Below are 19,176 nucleotides of genomic sequence, written 5' to 3' on the forward strand. Positions count from 1 at the left end.
GCCGAGTGGGCTGGTTTGTTCTATAATGGAACAGGGAATTCTCATATAGAGTTCCTTGATAATAGAGGGTGACCGGGATCTCACACAACCGGCCGCCGCAAGTTGTACGCCGCTTCCCCCAAGATTCGCGGACATCGACACTCCCTTATGACGCCCGTGGCGAATCCGCGCCCACAAAGGCTTTACTCCTCGGCGCGCGATCGTATACGATTTCAGATATGACATTGGGCGAAGGAGCTCCGATCAGCACGCCGACCACCGATCCCCGGTTCGCGGCCCTGCCCGGCCCACCCGGCAAGATCATCGCGGTCCACCTCAGCTATGCATCGCGCGCCGCGCAGCGGGGGCGCACACCCGCCGCGCCGTCGTATTTCTTCAAGCCCGCGAGTTCCGTGGCGGCCTCCGGGTCCGACATCGAACGGCCCGCGGGGACCGAACTGCTCGCGTTCGAGGGCGAGATCGCCCTCGTCATCGGCACGCCCGCTCGGCACGTCTCGATCGAGGACGCCTGGTCGCACGTCGCGTGGGTCACCGCGGCCAACGACTGGGGGCTCTACGACCTGCGCGGCAACGACAACGGCTCGAACGTGCGCAACAAGGGCCGCGACGGTTACACACCACTGGGCCCGGGGCTCATCGACGCACGCGACGTCGACCCGGCGGCATTGCGCGTACGCACCTGGCACAACGGGCAACTCGTGCAGCACGACACGTCGGCGGCCCTGATCTTCCCCCTCGCGCAGTTCGTGGCCGACCTGTCGCAGCATTTCACGCTCGAGACCGGCGACATCATCCTCACCGGCACCCCGGCCGGCTCGTCGGTCGCGGTACCGGGCGACGTGGTCGAGGTCGAGGTCGACGCTCCGGGCGCGGCGGGCGCACCCACCAGCGGGCGCCTCGTGACGCGCGTGGTCGACGGCGCCGCCGCCTTCGACCCCGCGCTCGGGTCGATGCCCTCGGTCGACGACCGTCAGCGCGTGGAAGCGTGGGGATCGCGAACCGCCGCAGGGCTTGCCGCCACCGAGCCGCCATCGTCGGCACTCTCCCCCGCCCTGCGGGCGAAACTGCTGGAGGCCCCCGTGGCGGGACTGTCGCAGGCGCTGCGCAAACGGGGACTGGACAACGTCTCGATCGACGGTGTGCACCCCCTGCGTCCCGGGACGAAACTGGTCGGCACCGCGAAAACCCTGCGGTTCGTGCCGAACCGCGAGGACCTCTTCCGCAGCCACGGCGGCGGCTACAACGCGCAGAAGCGCGCCTTCGACGCCGTCGCCCCCGGTGAGGTGATCGTCATCGGGGCCCGTGGCGAACGGGGGTCGGGAACCCTCGGCGACATCCTCGCGCTGCGGGCCAAGGCGAGGAACGCGGCGGGCATAGTCACCGACGGCGGCGTGCGCGACTCCGCGACGGTCGCGGACATCGGCATCCCGGTGTTCGCTCAGGGCGGGCATCCAGCCGTACTGGGACGCAAGCATGTTCCGTGGGACGTCGACGTCGCGATCGCGTGCGGCGGCGCGACAGTGCTTCCGGGCGACGTCATCGTCGGCGACGACGACGGCGTCATCGTCATCCCGGCCGCGCTCGCCGAAGAGGTCGCCGACGCGGCCCTCGCCCAGGAGGCCGAGGACGCCTGGGTCGCCGAGCAGGTGGCGGCGGGGCATCCGGTCGACGGCCTGTTCCCGATGAACGCCGAGTGGCGGGCGCGCTATGCGCAGGCGCACGGCGATGCGGAAGCATGATTCCGTAGTGGCCGAGACGATCGGGGCCCCGAGCAAATCCCAGCAGGCGTACGAATGGATCCACGCGCGCATCACCGACCGCGGGTTCGTGCCGGGATACCGGCTCGTGCTCGGATCGATAGCCGAGACGCTCGGCATGAGCGTCGTCCCGGTGCGTGAGGCCATCCGGCGCCTGGAGGCGGAAGGACTCGTGGAGTTCGAGCGCAACGTGGGCGCCAGGGTCGCACTGATCGACCCGGCCGAGTACGTCTACACGATGCAGACCCTCGGGGTCGTCGAGGGCATCGCCACGGCGCTTGCGCTTCCGCGGCTCACCGACGCCGAACTCGACCGGGCCGCCGCCGTCAACAGCCGGTTACGGGAATTGCTCGGCGATTTCGACCCCCACCTGTTCACGGTGCTGAACGAGCAGTTCCACGCGGTGCTGTTCGAGCCGTGCCCGAACCCGCATATTCTCGACCTGGTGCGCCGGGGCTGGACGCGGATGTCGGGCGTGCGCGACTCCACCTTCGCCTTCGTGCCCGAGCGCGCCCACGAGTCCGTCGACGAGCACGACCACATCATCGACCTCATCCGCAGGCGGGCCGATCCGCTCGAGATCGAGCTCGCCGCCCGCGAACACCGCTGGCGAACGATGAATACCTATCTCGCCCAACGTGATCCGGGCCGACACACCGGCCCCACCGACTGACCGAAATCGTCCCCTTTCCCTACCGCCAGGAGGAGCAACCATGGCCGACAGCGCACTGCGCAGCCGCCACGTCCCCGCCGACCTGCCCGAGCGCATCCAGCACTACATCGACGGACAGTTCGTCGACTCCGTCGACGGCGACACCTTCGAGGTGCTCGATCCGGTCACGAACGAGACGTACGTGCGTGCGGCCGCGGGCAAGAAGGCCGACATCGACCGCGCCGTGCGCGCGGCACGCACGGCGTTCACCGAAGGCCCGTGGCCCAAGATGCTTCCCCGCGAACGCTCCCGGGTGCTGCACCGCATCGCCGACCTCGTCGAGTCGCGCGACGCTCGCCTGGCCGAGTGGGAAAGCTTCGACTCGGGCCTGCCCATCACCCAGGCGCTGGGCCAGGCGCGCCGCGCCGCGGAGAACTTCCGTTTCTTCGCCGACCTGATCGTCGCGCAGGCCGACGACACCTACAAGGTGCCCGGCCGCCAGATCAACTACGTCAACCGCAAGCCGATCGGCGTCGCCGGCCTGATCACGCCGTGGAACACGCCGTTCATGCTGGAGAGCTGGAAAATCGCTCCGGCGTTGGCCACCGGTAACACCGTGGTGCTCAAGCCCGCGGAGTTCACGCCACTGTCGGCCTCGCTGTGGGCCGGCATCTTCGAGGAGGCCGGGCTGCCGCGTGGCGTGTTCAACCTCGTCAACGGTCTGGGCGAGGACGCGGGCGACGCGCTCGTGAAGCACCCCGATGTCCCGCTCATTTCGTTCACGGGTGAGAGCCGCACCGGCCAGATCATCTTCGGCAACGCCGCGCCGTACCTGAAGGGCCTGTCGATGGAACTCGGCGGTAAGTCCCCGGCCGTCGTCTTCGCCGACGCCGATCTCGACGCCGCGATCGACGCCACCATCTTCGGCGTGTTCTCCCTCAACGGCGAGCGGTGCACCGCGGGCAGCCGCATCCTCGTCCAGCGCGAGGTGTACGACGAATTCGTCGAACGCTACGCCGCCCAGGCCGAACGCGTGCGGGTGGGCTATCCACACGATCCGGAGACCGAAGTCGGCGCGCTCGCGCATCCCGAGCACTACGAGAAGGTCATGAGCTACATCGAGATCGGCAAGGGCGAGGCGCGCCTGGTGGCCGGTGGCGATCGTCCTGCCGAATTCCCGACCGGCAACTTCGTGCGGCCGACCGTGTTCGCCGACGTGAAGCCCGATGCGCGGATCTTCCAAGAGGAGATCTTCGGCCCGGTCGTGGCGATCACGCCGTTCGACACCGAGGACGAAGCGCTGGAACTCGCCAACGGCGTGAAATACGGTCTCGCGGCCTATATCTGGACCAACGACCTGAAGCGCGCGCACAACTTCTCCCAGGCGGTCGAGGCGGGCATGGTGTGGCTCAACTCGAACAACGTGCGCGACCTGCGCACCCCGTTCGGCGGCGTGAAGGCCTCGGGCCTCGGCCACGAGGGCGGCTACCGCTCCATCGACTTCTACACCGACCAGCAGGCGGTGCACATCACGCTCGGCAAGGTGCACAACCCCACCTTCGGCAAGTGAGCGCCGTCCCCGATCCCTCAGCGCAGCAAGGCAACGATATGACCGAACGCATTCCCACCTCATCCGGCTTCTTCGTCACGCGAGAAGCCCCCATCGCGGCGGCCGATCCGGTGCCGACCCCGTCCTCGCCGCCGCCGGACATCCTCCGCGTCGCCTACGCCGAACTCGTCGTGACCGACCTGGCCGCCTCCCGTGAGTTCTATGTGGACGTGCTCGGCCTGGTCGTCACCGAGGAAGACGAAGACGCGATCTACCTGCGCACACTCGAGGAGTTCATCCACCACAACCTGGTGATCCGCCGCGGCCCGGTCGCGGCGCTGGCCGCGCTGTCGTATCGGGTGCGCACTCCGGAGGACCTCGATCGGGCCGAGGCCTTCTACACGGAGATCGGCTGCCGGGTAGAGCGGCGCGCAGAGGGCTTCACCAAGGGCATCGGCGATTCCGTCCGAGTCGTCGACCCGCTCGGCTTCCCGTACGAGTTCTTTCACGACACCGAGCACGTCGAGCGCTTGGCCTGGCGCTACGACCTCTACACTCCCGGCGCGCTGGTCCGGCTCGACCACTTCAACCAGGTGACGCCGGATGTGCCGCGCGCCGTCAAGCACTACCAGGATCTCGGTTTCCGCGTCACCGAGGACATCCAGGACGAGGCGGGCACCACCTACGCCGCCTGGATGCGCCGCAAGCCGACCGTGCACGACACCGCGGCCACCGGCGGCGACGGCCCGCGCCTGCACCACGTCGCGTTCGCCACGCACGAGAAGCACAACATCCTGGCGATCTGCGACAAGCTCGGCGCCCTTCGCCGGTCGGACTCCATCGAGCGCGGCCCCGGCCGCCACGGCGTCTCGAACGCCTTCTACCTGTACCTGCGCGATCCGGACGGTCACCGCATCGAGATCTACACCCAGGACTACTACACGGGCGACCCCGACAACCCGGTGGTGACCTGGGACGTCCACGACAACCAGCGGCGCGACTGGTGGGGCACTCCCGTGGTGCCGTCGTGGTACACCGAGGCCTCGCTGGTGCTCGACCTGGACGGCAACCCGCAGCCGGTGCTGCCGCGGATCGACTCCAGCGAACTCGAGGTCACCATCGGCGCCGACGGGTTCTCCTACACTCGCGAACACGACCGCGACGACCTGCCCGACTGGAAGAAGGGCGAGTACAAGCTGGGTCACCAACTCTAGCGCGCGAAACCTCCCGACCAGGAAAGGACATCGGATGGCGCTGGACGCCGCCACCATCACCGCGATCGCGGACGAACTCGCCGCCGCGGAACGCGACCGCACCACGGTACCGCTGCTGACTGCCCGGCATCCGGGCATGACCATCACGGATTCCTATGCCGTGCAGAACGAGTGGCGCCGCCGCGGGATCGCCGCCGGGCGCCGTCCGATCGGCCGCAAGATCGGCTTGACGAGCAAGGTCATGCAGGCCGCGACCGGCATCACCGAACCCGACTACGGCGCGATTTTCGCCGACGCGGTCTTCGACAACGGCTCGGTCATCGAACACGGGCGATTCTCCAACGTGCGCATCGAGGTCGAACTCGCCTTCGTCTTGTCCGCGCCGCTGGAGGGTCCCCAGGTGACCGTCTTCGACGTGCTGCGGGCGACCGAATACGTCGTTCCGGCGCTGGAGATCCTGTCTTCGCGCATCGAGTTGCCGGGCCGCACGATCGTCGACACCATCAGCGACAACGCCGCCTTCGGTGGGCTCGTCTACGGTGGCAATCCGGTGCGGATCGGCGAGACCGATCTGCGCTGGGTTTCCGCCCTGCTCTACCGCAACGAGACGATCGAGGAGTCCGGCGTCGCGGCGGCGGTGCTCAACCACCCGGCCACCGGGGTGGCGTGGCTGGCAGGCAAACTCGCCGAGCACGGCGACCGGCTCGAGGCAGGCGAGATCGTCTTGGCCGGTTCGTTCACCCGCCCGATGTGGGTCGAACGCGGGGACACGGTGCTGGCCGACTACCGATCGTTGGGAACGGTCTCATGCCGCTTCGTCTGAACCCGACGTTCCGGGAGCAGCTGGCGCACTCCGACCGGACGCTCTACGGCGGATGGATCTGCTCGGGTTCGCCGGTCGTCGCGGAGATCATGGCGGGTGCGGGTCTGGACTGGCTGCTCGTCGACATGGAGCATGCGCCCAACGGCCTGGAGTCGACGCTCGCGCAGCTCTACGCCGTCTCGGGCTATGCGTCGACACCGGTCGTGCGTGTCCCGGCGGGCGACACGGTGATCGTCAAGCAGGTGCTCGACCTCGGCGCGCAGAACATCCTCGTGCCGATGATCTCCACCCCCGAGGAGGCGAAAGCGGTCGCCGCGATGACCCGGTACCCGCCCGCGGGGGTCCGCGGCGTGGGCAGCGCACTTGCGCGATCGGCGCGATGGAACCGCGTCGAGGGATATCTGCGCGACGACGCGGCTCACGTTTCGGTGTTCGTGCAGATCGAGACCGTCGAGGGCGTGGCGAACGCCCGCTCGATCGCCGAGACTCCCGGTGTCGACGGGGTTTTCGTCGGTCCGAGCGACCTCGCTGCCTCGATGGGACTGATCGGGCAGCAGACGCATCCGGATGTCGTCGCCGCGGTGAAGCGTGCCTTCGCGGGTATCGCCGCGGCCGGAAAACCCGTCGGCGTCAACGCTTTCGATCCGGTTGCCGCGCGCGACTACGCCGCAGCCGGAGCCCGGTTCATCCTCGTCGGAGCCGACGTGGCGCTGCTCGCACGCGCCTCGGAGCAGCTGGCCGACAGCTACATCGCGAGCACGGATCAGGCTCCCCGTGCCTCGTACTGAAAGGACCCGCACGGTGCGCCATCCGCGAACGGCGGGTCCGCGCGCAGCGGCGTACCACCAGCCGTGTCCGAGACAACCGCCTCAGGAGTGACGTCGTGACCGAACGCGAAACCACACTGCTATCCGCCGCCCCCCACCAGTTGTTCATCGGTGGCCAGTGGATCGATGCCGCCGGCGGCGGCACCTTCCCGGTACGCGACCCGGCCACCGGCCGGATCGTGTGCGAGGTGGCCGACGCCACCGCCGACGACGCGATCCGCGCGCTGGACGCCGCCGTCGCCGCACAGGAGTCGTGGGCGGCGACAGCGCCGCGCACGCGCAGCGACATCCTCCGAGCCGCTTGGGAACTCGTGCAGGAGCGCAAGGAAGATCTCGCCCTGCTGATGACGCTGGAAATGGGCAAGCCCCTCGCCGAGGCACGCGGTGAGGTCGCCTACGGCGGCGAGTTCCTGCGCTGGTTCAGCGAGGAAGCCGTACGCGTCCACGGCAGGTACGGCCCCAATCCCGAGGGCACGGGGCAGATGATCGTCTCCCAGCGGCCGGTCGGACCGTCGTTTTTCATCACGCCGTGGAACTTCCCGTTCGCGATGGCGACTCGCAAGATCGCCCCCGCTCTCGCCGCCGGGTGCACGGTGGTGATCAAGCCCCCGCAGCTGACACCGCTGACCACGCTGTTTTTCACACAGCTGCTCGTGCGGGCGGGTCTGCCCGCCGGTGTCGTGAACGTGGTGACCTCCGCGTCGTCGCGTCGCGTCTCGGCGCCGATAATCGCCGATCCCCGGCTGCGGAAGCTGTCGTTCACCGGCTCCACCGAGGTCGGCCGCCAGCTGATCGCCCAGGCCGCGGACAACGTCCTGCGTGTGTCGATGGAACTCGGCGGCAACGCGCCTTTCGTGGTGTTCGAGGACGCCGACCTGGCCAAGGCCGTGGAAGGGGCGCTCCTGGCGAAATTCCGCAACATCGGCCAGGCCTGCACGGCCGCGAACCGGTTCATCGTGCACCAGGATGTCGCCGACGAGTTCGCGAAACGGATCACCGAGCGCGTCGAGCAGATGAGGATCGGCCGCGGCACCGAGGAGGGCGTGACGATCGGCCCCCTCATCGACGACGACGCGGTGAACAAGGCCGCCGAACTCGTGGCGGACGCGACGGCGCGCGGCGCGGTGCTGCTGACCGGCGGCGCGAAGGTCGACGGACCGGGCAGCTTCTATCAGCCCACGGTCCTCACCGGTGTCGCCGACGGCAGCGACATCCTCCGGGAGGAGATCTTCGGTCCGGTTCTCGCGATCGCGACGTTCGCCGCCGAGGACGAGGCGGTCCGCCTCGCGAACAACACCGAATACGGCCTCGTCTCCTACGTCTACACCCGGGATCTCGCCCGCGCTCACCGCATGATCGACAAGCTCGAGACCGGCATGATGGGCCTCAACTCCGGCATCGTCTCCAACGCCGCCGCACCCTTCGGCGGCGTCAAGCAGTCGGGCGTCGGGCGAGAAGGCGGGTTCGAGGGCATCCACGAATTCCTTTCCACGAAATACACCTTCGTCCCGAATCAGTAGCCCCTCGGCGCGCAGAACCCGCCCGCGCCGATCGGTGCGCGGGCGGGCCTGCGACCTACGGATCGGGGTCCGTCACCACGGAATCAGGAGCGGATGAGCCGGACTCGACCGCTGGAGCGCGCCGAACGACGGACCCACGCCGAGGGCGGCGAGAGTGGCAGCAGGCGACTTCGCCGAGGCGACGCCTGAGTGGCACGTCGACCTCGCCGGCACCCGGTCGGACGACCTCATCCCCGTCCGGGCTGTTCGGTCCGGATTTCAGCAGTGGTTCTGCAGCTCGATCCTGGTCACGCTCGCGAACGCCTCTGGCGGATAGGTTTTCTCGTCGTGGTGCTTCCGGTCCATATCCCACGGGTAGCGGACAGCGGAGGAGGGCAGGTTGATGACGAACTTGCCGATATCGCCGCCGGGCGGCTTGTCGTTGATGATGTTGCCGAGATATTTGTGGTTCGCGTCGAACAGTGCGGCGTGCATGAGCCAAGCGTCGTTGTCGTCACCGCTGGTGACCACAGCGTGGAATTCCGCGATGCCATCGTTGTGCAAGATCCAGCGCGCCCCACGGAACATCGTGCAATCGCCGGCTTTGATGTCGTGGTCCCAGGTGAAGACCTTGTCGGCGTCGGCATGTCCGGCGGGCGCGGATACGACGAGTGTTGCGGTGGCCAAGCCGACGCCCACGGCCAGCCGAATCAAGGCGTGGCGAATCGTTGCGGTCATAGTGGCGCTCCCCCCGAGAAATGGTCGGTCTCGATGATATAAATTGTCGGACAGCCGTTCTACGATCGTCAATACCTGTTCAGGTGGCTTGCCGAGCTACCCATTCGGCGATATCCATGGTCACCTCGATGGTCCCCAGATCCTCGGAGCCGTACAGCCGTCGCCAGATCTCCGGGAGATCGGCACCGAGTTCCAGCGCAGCGGCGTAATCGCCTTGCCCGGCATGGAATCGGGCCAAATCGCGCCTGGTCATCAGCGTGAAGGGATGCTCGAGGCCGGATACCTTCGCGCGCATCGCCAGCACTTCACCATACAAACGTGCGGCGCCACCGGGGTCGCCACAGGCCGCGGTCCACATGGCGAGATTGTTCTTGGCCCACATGGTGTCGGTGTGCTCCGGCCCCAGTACGTTCTCACAAATCGGAACCAGTTCGAGCAACTGCCGTCGCGCCCGCTCCGGGTCACCGGCTTCACCGATCCAGCGCGCGTACTGGTCTCGGGAGCGCAGCACGTCGGGATGCGTCGCACCGAGGGCACGTTCGAGGGACGGGAGAAAGGCGGTGTACTGATCGCGTGCACCGATGATGTCACCGGCCTGGCCGGTACTGAATCCTAGGTCGGCGCGGATCCGCAGCTTCTCCCGTTCGTCCTGCTCCAAGTCCAGCAGCTCGGTGAGCATCGTCACCGCTTGCTCGGCGCCACCGGTCTGGACGTGCCAATTGGCGAGTTGCACGCGCGGCAGGAGGGTCAGCGGATGGTCCCGACCGAACATCGCGGTGCAATCCTCGACGAGCCCGGCGAACATCGCGCGCGCCACGAACGGCTCTCCGGCCTCGCCGGTCCATCGCGCCAGGCGGGCACGAGCGGTCAGCACATCCGGGTGGTCCGGCGGCAGCGCTTCTCGGAAGGCCACCAGCCAGTTCGCCCAGGAGGCTTGATTGTCGATCGGACGCCGCCCGGTGTCCGCCGCGTCGAGGAACGCCACGGCCCGAGCGGAGTTCCCGCCGGCCAGATAGTGCCGCGGCGCCGCCGTGCGCGCATAGACGTCGATATCCGGACCGGTCACGGTATCGAACGCCGCGGCGAGCGCGCTGTGCGCGTCGATCAGCGCGCTCGGCCGACGCGCGCAGACGATTCGTCGCAGCGAATCGGTGAACGCCGTGTGCGACAGCCCGATTCGTTCGTTGTCCTGACCGGGATGGCCGCGTGCGACGAGCACACCGAGATCGACCACCACATCGCGCAGTCGCGGCAACGTCACCGGCCATCCGAGGCGATGGAGGGCCGCGCAGATCAGCGGCAAGGGCGCGGTCGGGCCGACACCGACCGCCACGAGCAGGGCACCGACCGGCAGCGCGATGTCTTCGTGCACCGGATGGCGGTGCGTGGTGTGAAACCGGAGCGTCACCAGAGCATGCAGGTCCGCGCCGTCGAGACCGGTCTTGCGCTGGTCGATCTCGGTGATCAACCGCGGGATCAGCCAGCCACCGCGGACGTCGTCGGGTAATCCGTGCAGGGTTCGATCGAGTCCGTCGGGGATGCCCCCCTCGGCCGACGCCAGCTCCGCCAAGACCTCGCGGGCGGTAGGTGACCGCAAGTGGACCCGCCGGGCGTGGGCGAGGTCCGGATGATCGACGACGTCCGTGCCCGACCGGACGCCGACGATCACGCGCACGTGGCCCAACCGCTGGTCGGTGGTCAAGGTGGCGACAGCGGCGACGACACTGCTGCGGCAGCCTTCCTCCGGCTGATCCAGGCCGTCGATGAGAACACGGATACGTCTGCCCGCCTTCCGCATTCGATGCAAGGGCCGCACGATCTCGATCTCGAAAGCGCTGAACCGCTCCCGGTCGGTCAACTCCTCCCGCACCTGCTGCCGCGCCGCCGCGAATTCCGCGCCGAATCGGGCGCCGAGTTGCTCACACAGTTCCACCAGCACCGACTCTATGGTGCTCGTGACGTCCAGAAAGACGGCCGCCGTGATGAACTCGGCGGTCAGCGAACCCAACGTCTCGACCAGTCCCGGCCGGATCAGCAGCGACATCAGCGTCGATTTCCCGGCGCCGGCCGGTCCGATCACCGCCTGCAACCGCTCGCCGCTCGCTTCCACGATTCCGGCGAGGGTCTCGTGCACGTTCATCGTCAGGGAGACGCCGCGCACCAGGTGGTCCACCAAGCCCGCGGCGGGTCTGTCGGTCACCGCGTCTCTGGACCGGGAGCGATTGGGCACCAACCACAGCCCCTGGTCGCCGCGGCGCACCTGAGTGCCGTTGAACGACAGATGCCGTGCGGTCTGCTGTGGACACGCGCTGTTCAGTTCCGGCGTGAGGTCGGCGCACAGCAGGTTCGTTCCGCTGCCCGGCAGGCCGGTATCGAATGTGCGCAGCAGTGTTCGACTGAAACAGCCGTCGTAGGCGTTCCCCTCGTCCGACGCGACCAGCAATTCCATTCGCCCTGCGGTCTTTTCCAGCATCCGCACCCAGCGGTTGCCAGCTCCCAGCGCTCCTGCGCCCGCCTCACACGCATCGACCAGAACGATCAGCCCGTCCAGTGCCCGCGTATTGCCCAATTGCTCGGTGACCACATTGACCAGATTGAAGCCGGAATCGGAATCCAGCGGCAGTGCGGAATCGGTGGCGAGCAGATAGAAATCCTCGTCGTTGGCGGTGAACCCGTGGCCGATGAAGGCGATCAACAGCGTCGCCTTCAGTTCGTCCGCCTGCCGGAACGCGGCCTTCACGCGCCGTTTGAATTCGGTGACCGTGGGGTCGAGCACGGGACCGTCCGCGATCGGTAGCCAACCACCCACCGTCGTGAAAGCCGCGTACAGCGCCGCGGCCAGCTCGCCGGTGAACCCCAGCCGCGGGAATGCCGCGCACTCGGCCGCGACGATCAGAGCGAGTCTCTCCGCCATGAGTGAACTATCGGGGAGCGCGGCGCACAGCACAACTCGTCCCCGGTCGCCACCGGCGCCGTGATCGCTCCCGACCAGCGATCGACCCGGCCGCGCACGATCGGGATCGGGTCGCGACATGTGGTGGCGATATTCCGGCGAACCAGATCCGCTTCAGAATTCGTTCTCCGGAATCGCCATGATCGCCGCACCGCCCGCGCGGATCCGTGCGGTGAGCGCCTCGACTTCCGGGAGTACATAGGAACAGTAGAAACGCGCTGTGCGCAGTTTGTTCTCGAGGAATGTCGAACGCGATGAGTGGCCCTGGAGAATTTCTTCCGCCTTGGCGGCCATCTTCACCCACATGAAGCCGAGGGAAAGATAGCCCACCAGGTGCAAGTAATCCAGGGCCACCGCCGCCATGCTCTCGGGGTCATTCTTCCAGCGCGGGAGCTGTTCTTCCGTGAGGCGCGTGGCGGATTCCAGCGAATTTCGAAGTTCCGCGACAATTCCTGACATGCCGGTGACCGCGTCGAGCGTCTCCCGGATGGAGTCGAAGTAGGAGTTCAGCGTTTCGGAATCGTCGCCTACCACCTTACGGCCGATGAAGTCCATGGCCTGGATACCGCTCGTTCCTTCGCCCAGCCGCAGCATCCGGGCATCGCGGAGGTACTGTTCTGCACCGTTGTCGCGAATGTAACCGTGCCCCCCGAAGCACTGCACCGCAGTGTCGGCGCACTCGGACGCCTTGTCCGACAAAAAGGCCTTCACCACGGGTGTCAGCAGCGACACCAGCGCCTCGTGCGCCTGCCGCTGCGCTGGATCGGGATGGTTGCCGGCCAGATCGAGGTTCAGGCTCACCCAGAAGCAGAATGCCCGACCGCCCTCGACCACAGCACGCATCGTCATCAGCATCCGCCGTACGTCGGGGTGCACAATGATCGGATCACCGGCCAATTCCGGATACTTCGCTCCGGTCACCGCGCGTCCCGCCAGCCGCTCGCGCGCGTAGCTCGAGGCATTGCGATATGCCGCATCGGACACGCCCACCGCGCACACACCGGTCGCCAGTCGCATGGAGTTCATGATGATGAACATGTTGGCCATTCCGCGGTGCGGTGCTCCGATCAGATAGCCCGTTGCGCCGTCGAAGTCCGTAACACAGGTTGGGCTGGCGTGGACACCGAGCTTCTTTTCCAGTGCGGTGACCGAGAATGCGTTGCGCTCACCCAGTCGACCGTCCGGTCCGACGACATACTTGGGGACCAGGAACAGACTGATCCCCTTGACTCCTTCCGGCGCGCCGGGCAGACGCGCGAGCACCAGATGGACGATGTTCTCGGTAAGGTCGTGATCCGCCCAGCTGTTGAACATCTTGGTGCCGGTGATTCGGTAGCTGCCGGCCGTTCCGGGCTCCGCTCGAGTTCGCAGCAGGCCCAGCGCCGACCCGCATTGTGGTTCCGTCAACGACATCGCCGTAGCCCACTCGCCGGTGACGATCTTCGGCAAGTACCGGGACTTCAGCTCGTCGGATGCACCGTGGCTGATCACTCGGTAGGCTCCGGGGGAGGTCAGAGGAGCCATCGCGAACGCCAGGTTGGCACCGGCGAGCATTTCTTCCACGATGGTGTAGAGCACTCCGGGCATGCCTTCGCCACCGTCCGCGCCGCGAGCCGTCAGCGCAGGCCAGCCGCCGTCGATATAACTGCGGTAGGCCCCGGCGAATCCCGGCGCGGACACCACACCGTCCGGCCCCAAGGTCGCGCCGCATCGGTCGCCTTCGGCATTCAAGGGCGCGAGTTCCTTGGCGGCGAAGTCACCGAAAGCATCGATCGTGGCGGAGACGAGATCCTCGTCCACGCTTTCGAAGCCGGGCAACTCGGTGTGCTTTCCGATGGCAAGGACCTCATTGAGGACGAACTTCAGATCATCGATCGGCGGCTTGTAGTCCGGCATTTCGTTTCCTCACACTTTCTGACTCGAGACAACCACCGTTTCGGCTCCGCTTCAGTCCGTCCCTCGGGCCGCACGTCCCTGTTCGCGCAGCAGTCGGCGGTTGAGTTTGTTGGTGGCCGTTCGAGGCAGCGAAGGCACGAAATGGTATTCGCGCGGACGCTGATAACCGGACAGCTGCGAAGCGGAAGTGAACGACGCGAGTACCTCGGCTGTCAGTGACGGATCGCCGGCCACCACGAATGCGTGGACCTGCTGGCCCCATTCTGGATGCGGGAGGCCTACGACAGCGGCCTCGACCACAGCTGGGTGACTCAGGAGGACTTCTTCCACGGCAGCGGGCATGATGTTGATTCCGCCCGAGATGATCATGTCGTCGCTTCGGCCCTCGAGGAACAGATATCCGTCGTGGTCGAGGCGCCCCAAGTCACTCGAACGCCACCAGCGACGACCGTCGGCATCGCTGTGGAACAGTCTCGCCGTCATGGCTTCGTCGTTCCAGATTCCCTCCGCCACACTGGGCGAGGTCGCCACGATCTCGCCCAGTTCACCCACCGGAAGAACGTCCTCGACGGTGCCGCCCTGCCGGACGATTCGCACTTCCGCGTTGGCGAACGGCCTTCCGACGCTGATGAGGCGTCCGTCTGTCATGTCCTCGGCCACATTGACGGTCAGGAAAGCGAAGGTCTCGGTGGAGCCGTAGGCCTGGACCACGTTGGGTGTCACAGTGCTTCGGATGTGCTGCAGCGTTGTCCGGTCCATGGGCTCGGCGGCGAATTGCGCCACATTCACACTGCTGTAGGTGTCCGGATGAGACTCCAGTGTCAACAGCTTGCGCCACATGGTCGGGGTGAGCGACATGTGGGTGATTCGTTCGCGTCGGATGGCGGCCTGGTATTCCCGCAGATCGAACTTTTCCAGGAAGACCGAACATGCGCCGGCGTTCATGAACGGCAGCCAGGTCGCATAGCACGCGGTGAACGCCGTACTGTAGGGCACGATCACCCGCTGACCCGGACGAAGTCCGGCGTACAGCCCGAATGCTGTTCGTGCTGCGTCTATTACAGCGCGGTGGCTGTGCACGACGCCCTTCGGCAGCGAGGTTGTCCCGGACGACAGGATGATGACCGCGACATCGTCCTCCGCAGGGACGAACAAGTCGTCGGCGGGCGGAAAGTCGGACAGATCACGCGGAATCTCGATGTGCGCTCCGGGCGCCTCGGCCGAGCCCGCAACGCCGGATCGCAGGGCGATCACGTCCAGCGGATCTGCGCAGTTGTCGGCGATCGCGGCCGCGACCGGACCGAGCGACCTGTCGTGCAGCAGGACGCGGGCATCGAACCTGTCACACAGTCGCGCCAGCAGCGGCGCGGATTCGCGGGTATGCAGCACCACTGGAATCGCGCCCAATCGCACGACGGCCAGCCAGGCCACGATGTGCACCGTTGAGGGCACAGTCAGCAGCGCGACCCGCATGCCCGGCCGGACGCCCCGGTCGCGCAGCAAAGACACGCAGCGCCGTGACGCCTCATCCACATCACCGAACGTCAACCGAGAGATGCCGTCTACCACGGCCTCGGCGTCCCGATACACACGCGCCACACGCTCGAACGCCGCGCACACGGTCAACGCACTACTCACCGACACGATTCGTCCTTTCCGCCGCAGAGCCGACTCGTCAGGTCACCGGCGGTAGGCCTCGAGGCCCGGGCGGATGGTCTTGTCGTCCAGGAACTGCTCGAGACCCTTCGCTCGGCCTCCTTCGGGGTCGGCGTACTGCGCTTCGGCGAACTTGGCGTTGATGTAGTTCTCACCTTCGGACCAGCCCATGCTCCGCAGGTGGCGGATCGTTTCCTTCGTGCCGCGGATGATCGTCGTGTTCTTCGTTTTCAGCAGTTCGGCGATCTCGATGACCCGGGCTCGCAGCTGATCACGTGGAACCGATTCGTTGACCAGACCGGTTTCGGCTGCCTTGCGCCCGTCGAACGTCTCCCCGGTAATGCTGTAGTACATCGCGTCGCGCAGACCCATCGTGTGCACCACCGCGAGTGGCACGTTGCCGCCCGGAATGATTCCCCAATTCACCTCGGAGAGCCCGAACACCGCATCGTCGGCCGCGACAGCGAGGTCACAACTGGACAGAGGCAGGAACGCGCCGCCGAAGCAATACCCGTTCACCATCGCGATCGTCGGCAAAGGGAAATTGCGCAGCCGCGGCCCCTGCCATTCGAAGGCGGAGCGCTGCTTGATCTCCCTTTCCGCCTGCGGCAAGGCATCGGTGTCGCGGAAGAATTCTTTCAAATCCATTCCCGCGGAGAACGCCTCGCCGGCGCCCGTCAGGACCATCACCCTCGCCTCGCGGTCGAGAGCCACCGCGTCCAACACCTCGAGCATCTCGTCGTTGAGGGTCGGACTCATGCAGTTGCGTTTCTCCGGGCGATTCAGCACCACCCAGGCGATCTCGTTCTCGACCGCGGTGCTGATGGTGGTCCAGGTGCCCAGCTCACGACCGGCAAGTGGAGCGGCCGACAGCGGTTCGCCAGTGGTTGTCATGGGACGTACTCCATTCCCGAAAAGTCAGGCCGTACCGGGTCGACGTGCGTTGACCCGCGTGCAACGTTATGCGTTATCTGATCCCAACGTCAATATTTTGCCTAATATTGGCAGCGGCTACCATTCGACCATGGCTGGATCGCTCGACGCTGCCCACGTCCCCGAAGCCGAAGTCGCCCGGGCTCGACGACCCAAGTGGTTGACGCTGATGCTGCTGGGCCATTTGACGCACGAGCAGCCCATCGCGCTGTCCACCGGCACGTTCATCGAGGTACTCGCCCGGCTCGGCGTTTCCGGCCATGCCGCGCGGTCCACACTCACCCGGCTGGTCGACAGCGGCCTGCTGGATCGCCGCCGCCACGGCCGCGAGACGTACTACACGCTGACCTCGCACGGGTCCCGGATCCTGCGCGAAGGCAACGCCCAGGCATGGCGAGAGACCTCCGATCCGGATCGGACCGGCACCTGGACGGTGCTCGCCTACTCGATTCCCGAACAGCGACGTGCTCTACGGCTGCGGCTTCGGTCGCGGCTGTCGTGGGGAGGGTTCGGGCTACTGCGCAGCGGAGTATGGATCGCAGCTGGGGAGGTCGACGTCACGAGCCTGCTGGACGGCTTGGACGTTCTCGATGACGTGCGGGTTTTCCGCGGTACCCCCATCGCCGCGACCGCACCTGCCGACCTGATCGCAGAAGCCTACGACCTGACCGAGATCGCGGACCGTTACCGGCGGTTCATCTCGCGCTGGAGTGGCGACTTCTCCTCGACCTATGCCGACGAGTTGTGCGCCTTCCTCGTGCTGCGCAGCGAATGGCAACAGCTCGTCCAGGCCGACCCGCGGCTGCCATCCGACCATCTTCCCGATGGCTGGCCGGCCGCCGACGCGCAAGCGCTCTTTCGGACGCTCTATCGGAAGCTCGAGAGCCCGGCGACACGGATCGCCGCCGACGTCGCCGGACTGCTCGACATCGAACAGGCATCCTGAGCTCGAGCGGAACCCCCGGCGATCGATGCGCGCTGGTTCACCCTCATAGGTGCAGCCGGACGTAGTCCGCCCTCAGCCCCGCGCATGGCCGCAGCGAAGGCGGAGGTACGCCTAACCACCGTACGGATCGGCAATGCCGACGTATTGAGCAGCGGTGTATTCGGCAATGCCCTCGGCGCCGCCTTCACGACCAAGGCCGGATTGCTTGACACCACCGAACGGGGCGGCGGCGTTCGAGATCACACCGACGTTGAATCCCACCATGCCGTACTCGATCTGCTCGGTCACCCGGAACATCCGGGCGTAGTCGCTGGTGTAGAGGTAGGAGGCGAGGCCGTATTCGGTGGCGTTCGCGAGACGAATGGCCTGTTCCTCGGAATCGAAGGTGGTCACCGGCGCCACCGGCCCGAAGATTTCCGTTCCGAGGATCGCGGCGTCGTTCGGCACATCCGCCAGGACGGTCGGGGCGTAGAAGTAGCCGTCACCGGCCAAAGGGGTCCCGCCCAGCGCGAGCGTCGCACCGGATTCGACGGCCTCGACGACGAGGGAATGAATATCCGTTCGGGCGCGGCCGTCGATGAGCGGGCCGACTTGGGAGTTCGGGTTCGTTCCCCGGCCGGACTCGAGCCCCGCCATGGCGTCGGCCAGCTTGCCGACGAACTCCGCGGCAATCGAGGATTGCACAAGGAAGCGGTTGGCCGCGGTGCAGGCCTCACCCATGTTGCGCATTTTGGCGGCCACCGCACCCGCCACCGCCTTGTCCAGGTCAGCGTCCTCGAACACGATGAACGGCGCGTTGCCGCCGAGTTCCATGGAGGTGCGCAGGACATTCCGGGCCGCGGCGGCCAGCAGGCGTCGACCCACAGGCGTCGACCCGGTGAAGGAGAGCTTACGGAGACGGTGGTCGCTCATGAGTGGCCCGGAAACTTCCGAGGCAGAAGACGAGGTGACGATATTCAGCACACCGGTCGGAAGACCCGCTTCCCGCATGACCTCGGCGAACAGCAAGGTGGTGAGCGGGGTGGACTTGGCAGGCTTGACGATCATCGTGCAGCCGGCGGCCACAGCGGGGGCGATCTTCCGAGTGGCCATGGCGAGAGGGAAGTTCCACGGCGTGATGAGCAAGCACGGACCGACCGGCTTTCGCTGGACGAGGAGTTTGTTGCCGCCTTCTGGACTGGTCGCGTATCGGCCGTAGTCGCGGACCGCTTCCTCCGCGAACCACCGAAGGAATTCGGCACCATAGACCACCTCGCCGCGGGCCTCGGCGAGAGGTTTTCCCATTTCCAGCGTCACCAGGAGGGCGAAGTCCTCGGCGCGCTGGATGACAAGTTCGAACGCGCGGCGGAGGATTTCGCTGCGCTCGCGCGGCGGAGTACGTGCCCATGATGCCTGCGCGGCTTCTGCGGCGTCCAACGCGGCCAGGGCGTCCACGCCGGCACCGTCGGCGACCGACATCAGGACATCGCCGGTTGCGGGATCCTCGACGGCGAAGGCGTCTCCGCTCGCGGCTTCACGCCACTGGCCGCCGATGAGCAGCCCCGTAGGGACTCGGGCGAGAAGTTCTTGCTCACGCATGGGCGTAACAGCGTGGACGTCGGACACGTCGGTTTCCTTTCCGGGCGCCGGATTCGGCATCCGAGTCACCACGCCGATACAAGCGCGGGACCCGACCGGCCGACCATGTTGGATTTGTCCGATAATCGGACTCATTTTTGCATATATCGGATATT

14 protein-coding genes are annotated in these 19,176 nt (G+C 66.7%); 8 read left to right on the plus strand and 6 right to left on the minus strand.

The features are described 5' to 3' along the window. Positions 1-218: 218 nt before the first annotated feature. The 7 genes from ACT89H_RS08175 (at position 219) to ACT89H_RS08205 (ending at position 8,342) form a co-directional block, all read left to right on the plus strand. Positions 219-1,739: a fumarylacetoacetate hydrolase family protein gene (locus ACT89H_RS08175; RefSeq protein ID WP_445107903.1), complete on the plus strand. Its 1,521-nt coding sequence runs from the start codon at positions 219-221 to the stop codon at positions 1,737-1,739. Continuing rightward, entirely contained in the window at positions 1,726-2,430 is a 705-nt protein-coding gene (locus tag ACT89H_RS08180; RefSeq protein WP_445107904.1) for a GntR family transcriptional regulator, read from the plus strand. Before ACT89H_RS08175 ends, ACT89H_RS08180 begins: the two co-directional genes overlap by 14 nt. Before the next feature lie 40 nt (positions 2,431-2,470). Further along, complete coding sequence (gene hpaE, locus ACT89H_RS08185) at positions 2,471-3,979, plus strand: 5-carboxymethyl-2-hydroxymuconate semialdehyde dehydrogenase (RefSeq protein ID WP_445107905.1); 1,509 nt, start codon at positions 2,471-2,473, stop codon at positions 3,977-3,979. A gap of 38 nt (positions 3,980-4,017) precedes the next feature. Beyond that, the gene (gene hpaD, locus ACT89H_RS08190; RefSeq protein ID WP_445107906.1) at positions 4,018-5,172 is read left to right on the plus strand and encodes a 3,4-dihydroxyphenylacetate 2,3-dioxygenase; all 1,155 of its coding nucleotides are present in this window, start codon (positions 4,018-4,020) and stop codon (positions 5,170-5,172) included. A gap of 34 nt (positions 5,173-5,206) precedes the next feature. Beyond that, positions 5,207-5,995, plus strand: coding sequence for a fumarylacetoacetate hydrolase family protein (locus tag ACT89H_RS08195; protein WP_445107907.1), 789 nt, complete (start codon positions 5,207-5,209; stop codon positions 5,993-5,995). Next, entirely contained in the window at positions 5,980-6,783 is an 804-nt protein-coding gene (locus ACT89H_RS08200) for an HpcH/HpaI aldolase family protein (RefSeq protein ID WP_445107908.1), read from the plus strand. The genes ACT89H_RS08195 and ACT89H_RS08200 overlap by 16 nt, the downstream gene beginning before the upstream one ends. A 95-nt stretch (positions 6,784-6,878) precedes the next feature. Then, positions 6,879-8,342 carry an NAD-dependent succinate-semialdehyde dehydrogenase gene (locus ACT89H_RS08205; RefSeq protein WP_445107909.1) on the plus strand — a complete coding sequence of 488 codons (1,464 nt, stop codon included), beginning with the start codon at positions 6,879-6,881 and terminating at the stop codon, positions 8,340-8,342. 258 nt (positions 8,343-8,600) lie between these two features. On the opposite strand, the gene ACT89H_RS08210 is transcribed toward ACT89H_RS08205, so the two are convergent. The 5 genes from ACT89H_RS08210 to ACT89H_RS08230 form a co-directional block, all read right to left on the minus strand. Continuing rightward, complete coding sequence (locus ACT89H_RS08210) at positions 8,601-9,059, minus strand: DUF6294 family protein (protein WP_445107910.1); 459 nt, start codon at positions 9,057-9,059, stop codon at positions 8,601-8,603. 79 nt (positions 9,060-9,138) lie between these two features. After that, entirely contained in the window at positions 9,139-11,973 is a 2,835-nt protein-coding gene (locus ACT89H_RS08215) for a tetratricopeptide repeat protein (protein WP_445107911.1), read from the minus strand. A gap of 153 nt (positions 11,974-12,126) precedes the next feature. Beyond that, positions 12,127-13,908, minus strand: a complete 1,782-nt coding sequence (locus ACT89H_RS08220; protein ID WP_445107912.1) for an acyl-CoA dehydrogenase C-terminal domain-containing protein — start codon at positions 13,906-13,908, stop codon at positions 12,127-12,129. 51 nt (positions 13,909-13,959) lie between these two features. After that, on the minus strand, positions 13,960-15,552 hold the full coding sequence (locus ACT89H_RS08225) for a class I adenylate-forming enzyme family protein (RefSeq protein ID WP_445107913.1): 1,593 nt from the start codon (positions 15,550-15,552) through the stop codon (positions 13,960-13,962). A gap of 36 nt (positions 15,553-15,588) precedes the next feature. Then, positions 15,589-16,458 (minus strand): p-hydroxycinnamoyl CoA hydratase/lyase, encoded by an 870-nt coding sequence (locus ACT89H_RS08230; protein ID WP_445107914.1) that lies wholly within the window; start codon positions 16,456-16,458, stop codon positions 15,589-15,591. A 130-nt stretch (positions 16,459-16,588) separates the two neighbouring features. On the opposite strand from ACT89H_RS08230, the gene ACT89H_RS08235 reads away from it, so the two are divergent. Continuing rightward, entirely contained in the window at positions 16,589-17,443 is an 855-nt protein-coding gene (locus ACT89H_RS08235; protein ID WP_445107915.1) for a PaaX family transcriptional regulator, read from the plus strand. 111 nt (positions 17,444-17,554) lie between these two features. Here ACT89H_RS08235 and ACT89H_RS08240 read toward each other — a convergent pair whose 3' ends face one another. Further along, positions 17,555-19,021 carry an NAD-dependent succinate-semialdehyde dehydrogenase gene (locus ACT89H_RS08240; RefSeq protein WP_445108257.1) on the minus strand — a complete coding sequence of 489 codons (1,467 nt, stop codon included), beginning with the start codon at positions 19,019-19,021 and terminating at the stop codon, positions 17,555-17,557. Positions 19,022-19,176: the final 155 nt, after the last annotated feature.

The sequence above is a fragment of the Nocardia aegles genome (genome assembly GCF_052545135.1).

Coding starts and splice junctions, on each gene's coding strand:
- ACT89H_RS08200 (WP_445107908.1), top strand. CDS start 5,980: ATGCCGCTTCGTCTGAACCCGACGTTCCGGGAGCAGCTGGCGCACTCC.
- ACT89H_RS08215 (WP_445107911.1), bottom strand. CDS start 11,973: ATGGCGGAGAGACTCGCTCTGATCGTCGCGGCCGAGTGCGCGGCATTC.
- ACT89H_RS08230 (WP_445107914.1), bottom strand. CDS start 16,458: ATGACAACCACTGGCGAACCGCTGTCGGCCGCTCCACTTGCCGGTCGT.
- ACT89H_RS08175 (WP_445107903.1), top strand. CDS start 219: ATGACATTGGGCGAAGGAGCTCCGATCAGCACGCCGACCACCGATCCC.
- ACT89H_RS08210 (WP_445107910.1), bottom strand. CDS start 9,059: ATGACCGCAACGATTCGCCACGCCTTGATTCGGCTGGCCGTGGGCGTC.
- hpaE (WP_445107905.1), top strand. CDS start 2,471: ATGGCCGACAGCGCACTGCGCAGCCGCCACGTCCCCGCCGACCTGCCC.
- hpaD (WP_445107906.1), top strand. CDS start 4,018: ATGACCGAACGCATTCCCACCTCATCCGGCTTCTTCGTCACGCGAGAA.
- ACT89H_RS08180 (WP_445107904.1), top strand. CDS start 1,726: ATGCGGAAGCATGATTCCGTAGTGGCCGAGACGATCGGGGCCCCGAGC.
- ACT89H_RS08195 (WP_445107907.1), top strand. CDS start 5,207: ATGGCGCTGGACGCCGCCACCATCACCGCGATCGCGGACGAACTCGCC.
- ACT89H_RS08235 (WP_445107915.1), top strand. CDS start 16,589: ATGGCTGGATCGCTCGACGCTGCCCACGTCCCCGAAGCCGAAGTCGCC.
- ACT89H_RS08220 (WP_445107912.1), bottom strand. CDS start 13,908: ATGCCGGACTACAAGCCGCCGATCGATGATCTGAAGTTCGTCCTCAAT.
- ACT89H_RS08240 (WP_445108257.1), bottom strand. CDS start 19,021: ATGCGTGAGCAAGAACTTCTCGCCCGAGTCCCTACGGGGCTGCTCATC.